This is a genomic window from Gordonia sp. UBA5067 (genome assembly GCF_002414845.1).
GTDB classification, from domain to species: Bacteria; Actinomycetota; Actinomycetes; order Mycobacteriales; family Mycobacteriaceae; genus Gordonia; species Gordonia defluvii.
This window is the reverse complement of record NZ_DIAX01000035.1, coordinates 55,567-61,935: the sequence shown is the minus strand read 5'-3', so window position 1 is coordinate 61,935 and position 6,369 is coordinate 55,567. Positions and strand designations below refer to the sequence as shown.

7 protein-coding genes are annotated in these 6,369 nt (G+C 64.8%); 3 read left to right on the top strand and 4 right to left on the bottom strand.

The genetic code is table 11. From position 1 onward, the window contains the following. Nucleotides 1-539: TIGR03086 family metal-binding protein (locus B4M62_RS05910; protein WP_290706043.1), on the bottom strand; the 539-nt coding region annotated here is incomplete at its 3' end. Between the two features lie 94 nt (nt 540-633). On the opposite strand from B4M62_RS05910, the gene B4M62_RS05905 reads away from it, so the two are divergent. Then, on the top strand, nt 634-1,323 hold the full coding sequence (locus tag B4M62_RS05905; protein WP_290706042.1) for a TetR/AcrR family transcriptional regulator C-terminal domain-containing protein: 690 nt from the start codon (nt 634-636) through the stop codon (nt 1,321-1,323). Nucleotides 1,324-1,350: 27 nt separating this feature from the next. Here the strand turns inward: B4M62_RS05905 and B4M62_RS05900 are convergent, their stop codons facing one another. From B4M62_RS05900 to B4M62_RS05890, 3 genes are all read right to left on the bottom strand, one after another. Continuing rightward, on the bottom strand, nt 1,351-1,911 hold the full coding sequence (locus B4M62_RS05900) for an ester cyclase (protein WP_290706041.1): 561 nt from the start codon (nt 1,909-1,911) through the stop codon (nt 1,351-1,353). Nucleotides 1,912-2,001: 90 nt separating this feature from the next. After that, nucleotides 2,002-3,210, bottom strand: coding sequence for a lipase family protein (locus B4M62_RS05895; RefSeq protein WP_290706040.1), 1,209 nt, complete (start codon nt 3,208-3,210; stop codon nt 2,002-2,004). A gap of 76 nt (nt 3,211-3,286) precedes the next feature. Then, complete coding sequence (locus tag B4M62_RS05890) at nt 3,287-5,134, bottom strand: sulfatase-like hydrolase/transferase (protein WP_290706039.1); 1,848 nt, start codon at nt 5,132-5,134, stop codon at nt 3,287-3,289. A gap of 235 nt (nt 5,135-5,369) precedes the next feature. On the opposite strand from B4M62_RS05890, the gene B4M62_RS05885 reads away from it, so the two are divergent. Further along, nucleotides 5,370-5,987, top strand: a complete 618-nt coding sequence (locus tag B4M62_RS05885; RefSeq protein WP_290706038.1) for a TetR/AcrR family transcriptional regulator — start codon at nt 5,370-5,372, stop codon at nt 5,985-5,987. Between the two features lie 10 nt (nt 5,988-5,997). Continuing rightward, entirely contained in the window at nt 5,998-6,369 is a 372-nt protein-coding gene (locus B4M62_RS05880) for a GNAT family N-acetyltransferase (RefSeq protein ID WP_290706037.1), read from the top strand.

Here is a 6,369-nt window from a genome sequence, read left to right as displayed (position 1 = left end):
TCGTTGGGACCGGCCCCGGCGGGCGGCTGCACCGCGGGGTCGAACATCCCGAGCTCGCGCAGTTCGTTGATGACCGGTCTCACCTCGGCCAGCAGGAAGTCGACAACCCGCGGCGAGGGATTCCACGGCTGTGCGGTCGCGGTGCACAGGTCATGGGCGTGCAACGCCAATTCCATGACCCGCATCGCTGCCAGAGTGGTCCCAGTCCTCGGTCCCGCACGGTGATCGACAAGTGTGTTGAGGTCAGCGGCCTCGGCGGCGGTCCGAAAGGCTTTCTCCTGCTGCCGGAATCGGGCGATCGGGTCGTCGCCGAGATAGTCGTTGCCGCGGGTGGCCGCAGTCTGTTCGGCGGAAGCGCCAGTCAGCAGCATCGCATAACGCTCGCCGCCGCCCGCCACATGGTTGATCAGCTCTGCGATCGTCCAAGCGCCGCAGCCGCTCGGCTGCGAATACGTCTGGGGGCCAACATTATTCAGCGCGGCAATCCACAGTGCCGCAGCGTCGTCCAGGGCGGTCGCGGTGGTGTCGGACAGTGTCATGAGGCTCCTTGCGCCGATATCCTGCGATCTGATCGTACGACTCGCCGTGTTCGTCCCATATATCCACTCTGTGGATATATGGGAAGATCGAGGTGTGGAAGCAGTGCCGAGTGCCCGTCGTGGCCGCCCCCCCAGAGGACAAGCAACGCTCTCGAAGGAACTGATCGTCGAGGCCACCCTTCAGGTCATCGATTCGGCCGGCATCGGCGGGGTGAGTATGCGAGCCGTCGCGGGTGGGTTGGGTGTTGATGCGAAGAGCCTCTACAACCACGTCGACGGCAAGGACGGACTGCTGGACGCGGTCGCTGAGGCGCTACTCGGGGCGGTCGACCTCCCGTCGCCGACGGGGGATCTGCGCGCCGACCTCATGGGAGTGGCCCAGGCTTTTCGGCGGCGGGCACTGGCGCACCCGGAGGCGGCGTCGCTGGTGCTTACCCGTCAGTTGTCGTCTTTCGACGGCCTTGCCCCGGTCGAGGCGGTCCTGCGTGCCCTTGGCGATGCAGGCTTTCTGGCCGAGGAGTCGGTACACCTGCTCCGAGCGGTGTTGGCGACGGTGATCGGGACGCTCCTACGAGAGGTCAATGCTGGACCGACCTACGGGACCGTCGACACGACCGGTATCGAGCAGCGGACAGCGGCGTTGCAGAGCAGCGGCCTGCCGGCGGTCGCCTCGGCTGCTTCATCTCTCGCGATATTCGATGCCGACAAGGAGTTCGAGTATGCGATGGAATTCTCTGTCGGCGCCGTACTACAACGCGCTCCCAGGGTGGCCGGGGACCGATAGGCAGCCAATTGAGGCTCGAGACTCCGGTCAGTCGTCGAGATTGGGTGTAGCGGTGTCGAGAAGCCGGGGGTCGGGTTCGGTGCCCGCCATGGCCAGCGCACCCTTGAGGGCACCGGCCAGCTTGGCTAGATCCTTGGGCTTCTTCTTGTCTAGGCCGCCGATGAGCTGCTTGAGAATGGTGAGCTGGTCGAAGTAGATCCGTTCGGTGACCAGATTCTCGTTCTCGTCGAAGATGAAGTACGCCGTCATTCGGGTGCGATGGGTGCCGCCCGTCGGTGGGATCTTGCCTAGCGGACCGAGGTGGGTGCCCGTCAGCCAAAACTCCACGATGACCGCATCGACGCTGTGCCGGAAGGCGATGATCTCGTGGTCCTGATCAGGGAAGGCAACCCGGGTGTCATGGTAATACTCACGCACCTCGCCGTCGCCGTCGTGGACGAGCATTTGGGCGATCAACTCGTAGTGCGGGTGCGGGAAGGTCGACAGGGTCGCATCCCAGTCCTGCGTCACCTCGTCGTGGAAATGGTCGAGGACGAGCTTCTCGCGAGCGCGCAGAACTTCTTCGGACGGCAGGGTGAATCGTGACATTCGAGATCTCCTTGGCCTACATATCCACAATGTGGGTATATCGAGGGACGATATATCCACGGTGTGGATTTCACAAGTGGTGGGAGTCGGTCACGGGCGCGCCAGGGTGCTGCGTATCCACCGAAACACCTTCGGCATCGCCCACCCGGCCGCGATCATGTGCTCACCCGGAACCGGCAGGTAGTCGACGGTCGCCCCCCAGGCGCGCCAGCGGTCGACCAGGTCGGTCACGCCCTGTTCCGGAATGAACTGATCGCCGAGGAAGCGTGCCTGCGAACCGTGGTACAGCAGCATAGGCGTGGCAGGCGGCGTGGCACCCGGCCTGTTTGCCTCGATCACCGCCTGCGCGACGTCGGATTCGAACGGCTCCGGGACGGTGGCCAAGACGCTCAGGTCGATGCGGGCCAGCCCCGATGCGGCCAACGGCATTTGTGGCAAGTCTTTGATGCGGGTGGCGAGGTAGAAGGCGAAGTCGCCGAACAGCTCCGTCATATCCGGGTACTCGCGGGCCTGCCCGATGGTCGCCGCCGCGAACAGGCCCGAGCCGAGGGCGCCGTTCATACTGCGGAACAGCAGGCCGTAGTCGGTCGGTGTTCCGCCGGCGACGGCACCGTTGAAGCGGAGCTCCGGCGCATAAATCGGCTGCTCCTGTGCCGCCCACACGGTTGCGATGGCACCGCCGCTGTACCCGTCCAGCACCATCGGCGACTCGGCGAGATCGGGCCGAATGCGGTGCAGGCCGCGCACCGAATCGAGGACGGCATGGGCAGCCATCACCCCGGCCGAGTACGCCATTCGCGGGCCCTCGTGATCGGGGATGAGGACCGCGTAGTTGCTGGCCAGAAGCAGGGGGAGTAGCGGAGGGGTGTCGACGTAGGTGCCCCGCGCGATCCGATAGGACGGTGCGGACTTGAGTCCGAGTGAGTTGATCGGCTGATTACGAATAACCACGGGCCGCGGGCCGCTGCCCCGCCACCGGCGGCGGGGTTCGATGAGGGTGGCGGTGACCGGCACGGCGCGGCCCGCGGTGTCGGTGGAGCGGACCATGAACCGGCGTACGGTCGCTACCGGTGGCGGGATCGTCAGCGGCATCACGCGCTCGGAGCGCACAACCTCCCCGTTGGGCAGCGCCGTGAGGTCGCCGGGATCGCGGTAGAAGGACGTGCCCGACAACGGGGTGGGCAGGATGGCCGCATGACGATCGGCGCGCTGCTCGTCGGTCAGCCGGCGGGCGGCCCACTCATTCAAGCGCCGCATCGACGCGGGGGTCTGCAACCGGGTGGATGTCACAACCACCATTGAACGGCACCGGACGCCGCCTCCGTCGCGATTTCCGAGGGTCGAAATGAGTCACCGATTGGTCACTGGGTTGCGATCACAAGTCCACCTGGTCGAGCTGCCAGTCGATCGACTCGAAATGCGGCATCTCGCGGCCGTCGTCGACGCCGATCTCCCGCTTGATGCCGGCTTCGAGTTTGGCGCTCGACGCCAGCACCACGGCGTCATTCTGCCCCTTGGCGGCCCCGATGTTGTGCATCTCGCCGGGATCGGACTCCAGATCGTAGAGCTCGACGTCGTTGTACCGGTAGATCTCGTCGAGGTTGCGCGGCAGGTTGCGCTGGGTCGGCGCGAAATAGCGGGTGAACTTGTAACGACCGTCGAACATGGTTCGCAGGCTGCCGCGCTTGGTCAAATCCGGCTTGTGCCCGGCGGCTCCCAACGCGTCCTTGGGATCCTTGCCCGCGGCTTTCGCCTGGGCGATGAGGCGAATGGTTTCGGCATCGTTGGTGGCGATACCGCTGTAGGTGTACAGGATCGAGTCCCGGACGCTGTGCAACCCGGCCTTGTTCGGCTGCTGCATCGCCGCCGTGAAGTCCCGGCCGGGGAGTTCGCGGCCCGCATACTGCGCGGCGTTGGTCGAGGAGATTCCCGCCATCGAAAGGATGCTGGGCACAAGATCGATGTGACTTGTGAGCGCGCCAAAGTCCTGTCCTCCCTTGATGTCTGGGTGACGGACGTGCATAGGCAGATGAATGCACTCCTCGTAGGCGAACGGGCCCTTGCCGCGCAATCCGTGGGCGCCACCCATCTCACCGTGATCCGACGTGAACACGATGATGGTGTTCTCGCTCAAGCCCAGATTGTCGAGCTCGGACTGAATCGCTTCGAGTTGGAGGTCGACGCTGCGGATGCTGTTGAGATAAAAGTCCGAAAATCGTTGCCATCGGGCCTCTTCCGGCGGGATGCGGCCGAGTGTGTAGGCCCATGCGCGATCGAATTCGCCATGCGCCGATGGGCGGCCGCTCTCGTCGAACGGCTGAGTCAGGTTGGCCGGCAGGGCCGCGGCCCAGGTCGTGTCGTAGACGGCGTTTTCCGGTGCCGGCGCGGCGTGCATCAGTAGCTTGCCGTTGTCCTGGACGTGTTCGCCGGGAGCGTCGGTGTTGAAGTACATGATGTCGTGCGGATTCACCAGCGAAACGAACAGCGCCCACGGCTGCTTCTCGTCGGCGAGGGGGCGTCCCTTGTTTCGCAGCCACGACACCGCGGTGCCGCCGATGACGTTGTCGTAGCGGTAGCCGCCGAGGGTGTGGCCGACGACGTCGCCAGGCCAGTAGAAGTCCGAGAACCCGTATTCGTTCATCTCCTTGGTGAACAGGCGGTCGGGGTTCTCGACGTCAAAGGCCGGATTCAGGTGCCACTTCCCCTTGTACGCCGTGTAGTAGCCGCCTTTGCGCAGCATGTCCCCGACGGTGGGGATGTCGAAACTCATCGGGGCGACATACGACATGTCGACGTTGTCGAACATCTTGGTGTCAGGGGTCTGGAGTCCGGTCAGCATCACTGAACGCGAACTCGTGCACATGACGGCAGGGCCGTAATGCTTGTGAAAACTGACCCCGTCGGACTGCAGGCGTTCGCGCCCCGGCAACGACATTCCGGATGGCCACTTGTCGAAGTAGCGCTCCTGGTCGGTGAACACAAACAGGATGTTGTGCTTGTCCGACGCCGGCGGCATCGACCGTGGACGGGCGGCAGGGCGCGTTGAACTCGCGCCCCCGCCGGACGTATCGCAGGCGGCAAGCGCAGCGCCGCTCGCCATCGCCCCGGCTCCGATTCCCGCTGCCGCGAGGAACTTTCGTCGGGACACGGTCCACCGCGAGTTCGAGGCGGCGTCGCCGTCGTGGTGCCCGCCGGCTGGAGACGCCGGGGAAGAGTCGCTCATCTCATTGCCCTTCACGATCACTGATGTCAGCGCTGGTGACGCCGTTCTGTAGTGAAGAGTACAGAAACAGTAGTGTCTGGTCTATGGCATGCAGTGATGAGTTAGGGTCGTGGCGTGGATGTGCCACGGCGCTGGGTAGGCTCGCGATAGTGCCCGAGTCAGCGAACGGAAGCCGAGGTCGAATCCGATGTCCAGCCCTCGCTCGACAGAAGGCCGGCCGCGGCGACGGCGAGGAGTGGAACGAAGCCCTCGCGAGCGCATCCTCGACGCCGCCACCGAGGTGGCGTCTGAGCGCGGTTACGACGGAACCACCATTGCCGAGGTGGGGAAACGCGCACAGCTGTCCGCTACGTCGATCTACTGGCAATTCGCGGACAAGGATGATCTGATCGCCGCAGTGATCGGACGCAGCTACGACCGGTGGGCCGCGACCGTCGATCTGCCATCGTCGGGGGCCCGAGAGCGGGCCCTCGAAATTGGGCGACATGTGGCCAGCGCGTTGACGCGCAGCCCCGACTTCCTGCGCCTCGGGCTAAAGCTGGCGCTGCAGCACCAAGAGACGCAGCCGTTGGGACACGAGATCTACCTGCGCGGCAGACAAGGGGCATTCGAACAATTCGCGACGTTGGTGCGGGATGCTGATCCGGCGCTGAGCGAGCGCGGCGTCGCGTTGGTGACGACCTACGCCATCGCGGGTGCGGACGGATTGTTCATCGCCCGAGAGATCGGCGGTGACGACATCGACTTCGTCGCTTTGTTCGAACTCCACGCCCGACTGGTCTTCGGGGCGGCAATCGACATCATCGCAAACGATGAATCGGCCGGCCGGCCGACGTCGGTCGGCGACCCCTAGCATTGAGTGCGTGGGACGCGACATCGACATTCGGGAGACCCACGGCGCCATGGAGTATCCGCAGCTGGTGAGGGTGTGGCGCAGTGCTGTCGACGCCACGCACGACTTTCTCGCCGACGACCACAAAGCGGAGATCGAGCGGAGAATTGCGGCCGACTATCTTCCGAATGTGGCGGTGGTGGTCGCCGAACGCGGCGGCGTGGTGGTCGGCTTCGCGGGCACCGCCGCGGGAAAACTGGAGATGCTGTTCGTCGATGCGCACTTACACGCTGGCTTCTCGATCACCGGCCGGAGTTCGATGGACGATCAGGGCTGGCCGTATCCGTTGTTGCACATGGCGTTGGGCGAGGATGGCGGGCCGCCGCCGGTAAGAAAGGTCTAG

Bases quoted from the DNA above. Each gene is read 5' to 3' on its own strand.
- B4M62_RS05900 (WP_290706041.1), bottom strand. From the start codon at position 1,911: ATGTCACGATTCACCCTGCCGTCCGAAGAAGTTCTGCGCGCTCGCGAG.
- B4M62_RS05895 (WP_290706040.1), bottom strand. From the start codon at position 3,210: ATGGTGGTTGTGACATCCACCCGGTTGCAGACCCCCGCGTCGATGCGG.
- B4M62_RS05890 (WP_290706039.1), bottom strand. From the start codon at position 5,134: ATGAGCGACTCTTCCCCGGCGTCTCCAGCCGGCGGGCACCACGACGGC.